This window comes from Streptomyces sp. S3(2020) (genome assembly GCF_013044505.1).
Taxonomy (GTDB): domain Bacteria; phylum Actinomycetota; class Actinomycetes; order Streptomycetales; family Streptomycetaceae; genus Streptomyces.
Map to the genome: position 1 here is coordinate 1 of NZ_JABERD010000456.1, position 2481 is coordinate 2481.

The 2481-nt window shown below is 71.9% G+C and carries 2 protein-coding genes and 1 pseudogene; all 3 read left to right on the forward strand.

Annotated elements, in window-relative coordinates:
- Window positions 1–284, forward strand: a pseudogene (locus HLK59_RS49460) (DUF3052 domain-containing protein); the annotation flags it as partial.
- A 102-nt stretch (window positions 285–386) separates the two neighbouring features.
- Window positions 387–1283, forward strand: a complete 897-nt coding sequence (locus tag HLK59_RS49465; protein ID WP_171148246.1) for a glycosyltransferase — start codon at window positions 387–389, stop codon at window positions 1281–1283.
- A gap of 455 nt (window positions 1284–1738) precedes the next feature.
- Window positions 1739–2481, forward strand: a 743-nt coding sequence (locus tag HLK59_RS49470; protein ID WP_171148247.1) for an AfsR/SARP family transcriptional regulator, incomplete at its 3' end; no start/stop codon positions are given.

A 2481-nucleotide genomic window follows, 5' to 3' on the forward strand; every position in this document is an offset into this window, starting at 1 on the left:
GGGTCGATGTCTGTGTCGGCTTCTATCGGGAGCGGCGGGAGTTGGCGGCCGAGGCGGAGCGGCTCGTGGCCGATCTCGCCGACGACGCCATGCTGTGGATCGCCTGGCCTCGGAAGGCGGCCGGGCATGTCAGTGACATTGCTGAGAACGATCTGCGGGACATCTTCCTCCCGCTCGGAGTCGTAGATGTGAAGGTGGCGGCGCTGGGGGAGGACTGGTCGGGGCTGAAGTTCGTACGCCGGAAGGAGAGCCGGGAGGAGAGCCGCAAGGAGGACCGGACGTAGCGTCGGTGTACGGATCACGCTTCGGATCCGCGTACATGAGAAGTCCTTACCGTGAACGGCTAGCATCGCGGCGGTACTTGCGAGCCGGGATGAGGTGAGGGCATGGGGGAGGCGCTACGCGTCGCCGTCGCCGTCGTGACCATGGGGAACCGGCCGGACGAGGTCGACGCGCTGCTGGAGTCCGTGGCCAAGCAGGACGTGGCGCCCGCGCGGATCGTGATCGTCGGGAACGGCTGCCGGCTGCCGGAGTTCGCCGAGCGGCTGTCGCTGCCCGGTGAAGTGACCGTCGTGGAACTGGAGGAGAACCTCGGCTGCCCCGGCGGGCGCAACGTCGGGCTCGCGCGGCTGCGGGAGTTCGGGGATGTCGACGTCGTCGTCGAGCTGGACGACGACGGGCTGCTCGTCGACGCCGATGTGCTGCGGCGGGTACGGGAGTTGTTCGCCGCCGACGGACAACTCGGCGTCGTGGGCTTCCGGATCGCCGACGAGCACGGGGAGACCCAGCGCCGGCACGTGCCCCGGGTCGGCGCGTCCGATCCGCTGCGGGGCGGATATGTGACCGGCTTCCTCGGCGGCGGGCACGGCTTTCGCATGGCGATGCTCGACGAGATCGGGGACTGGCCGGCCCGGTTCTTCTTCGCGCACGAGGAGACCGACCTGGCATGGCGGGCCGCCGACGCGGGCTGGCGGATCCTGTACGCGCCCGAACTGCTGCTCCAGCACCCGAAGACCTCGCCCGCCCGGCACGCCGTCTACTACCGCGTGAACGCCCGCAACCGCGTCTGGCTGGCCCGGCGTCGGCTGCCGTTGCCGCTCATCCCGGTCCATCTCGGGGTCTGGGTGCTGCTCACGCTCGTGAGGAACCGGTCGGCGGCGGGGCTGCGCGCCTGGTTCGGCGGGTTCGCGGAAGGGATACGGGAACCGGCGGGGGAGCGGCGGCCGATGCGCTGGCGCACGGTCTGGCGGCTCACGCGACTGGGACGGCCGCCCGTCATCTGAGACGAGGCGTGGATGAGGCCCGTGGCTGAGGTGTGCCGAGAAGGGCCTGGTGAGAGGGCCTTTCCGGAGGAAGGGACGAGGGCCCCGGTCGCTCACCTCCGCCGACCAGGGCCCTCTCGCGTCCCCGGATCCGGCCACGACGGCGACACTCCCCCGAGCAACGCGTCGTACGCGCGCACCGTCGGGCCAGATCCGATGAAGTGATCACATCAGGCGGCGCTAACAGATCGCTAACATGTGGCCAACGGTCCCCCGCGGGGGTCGACGGCCGATTGGCGTGAAGTCGCTGGGCGGCGACGCCGGACGGCCGGTACGGTAGCGGGTTCCGGCCGGATCGCCGGTCGGTGGCACGTGGCGGGAAACCGCTGCGTAGAGGGCGGAATCCCGCCAGGAGCGGTGGGTTTTCGAGTGTGGAGCGCGGCCGGGTGCGGCGCGTGGGAAGGCAGTGGTTCGGTGTGAAGCCGTGCGAACTGCGGTTCGGACTGCTGGGGCCGCCGGTTCTCTACGACGCCGGCACGACCCGGGTGGTGGGCAGCCCCAAGGTGCGGACGCTGCTGGCCGCGCTGCTTCTGGAGGCAGACCGTACGGTCTCGGTCGACTCCCTCAAGGACGCGCTGTGGGGCGGGGCGCCGCCCGCCTCCGCCCACGCCTCGCTGCACAACCACGTCACCCGGCTGCGACGGCTGCTCGACGACCCCGAGCGGCTGCGGGCCGTACCGCCCGGCTATCTGCTCCGGGTCGAGCAGGGCGAGCTGGACGTCCATGTGTTCGATACCCACGTCGCCGAGGCGCGCGCCGCGCACGCCGGGCGGGACTGGGCGCGGACGGTGCGCGCGTGCACCGAGGGGCTCGCGCTGTGGCGCGGCTCGCCGCTCAGCGGGCTCCCTGCCGAGCTGGGCGGATACGCCTTCGCGCAGCGGCTGCGGGAGGCGCGGCTGCTGCTTCTGGAGTGGCGCTACGACGCTGAGCTGGCCGTCGGCGACCGGCTCGACGGTCTGGTCCTCGAACTGACCTCCCTGGCCGCCGAACATCCGCTGCGCGAGGCCTTCCACCGCCAGCTGATGCTGGCCCTCCACCGGACCGGACGGCAGGCGGAGGCGCTGGCCGTCCACCGGGATCTGCGGACGCGGCTGGTCGAGGAACTCGGCGTGGAGCCGGGGGCGGGGGTGCGGGAGGCGCATGTCGAGGTGTTGCGGGG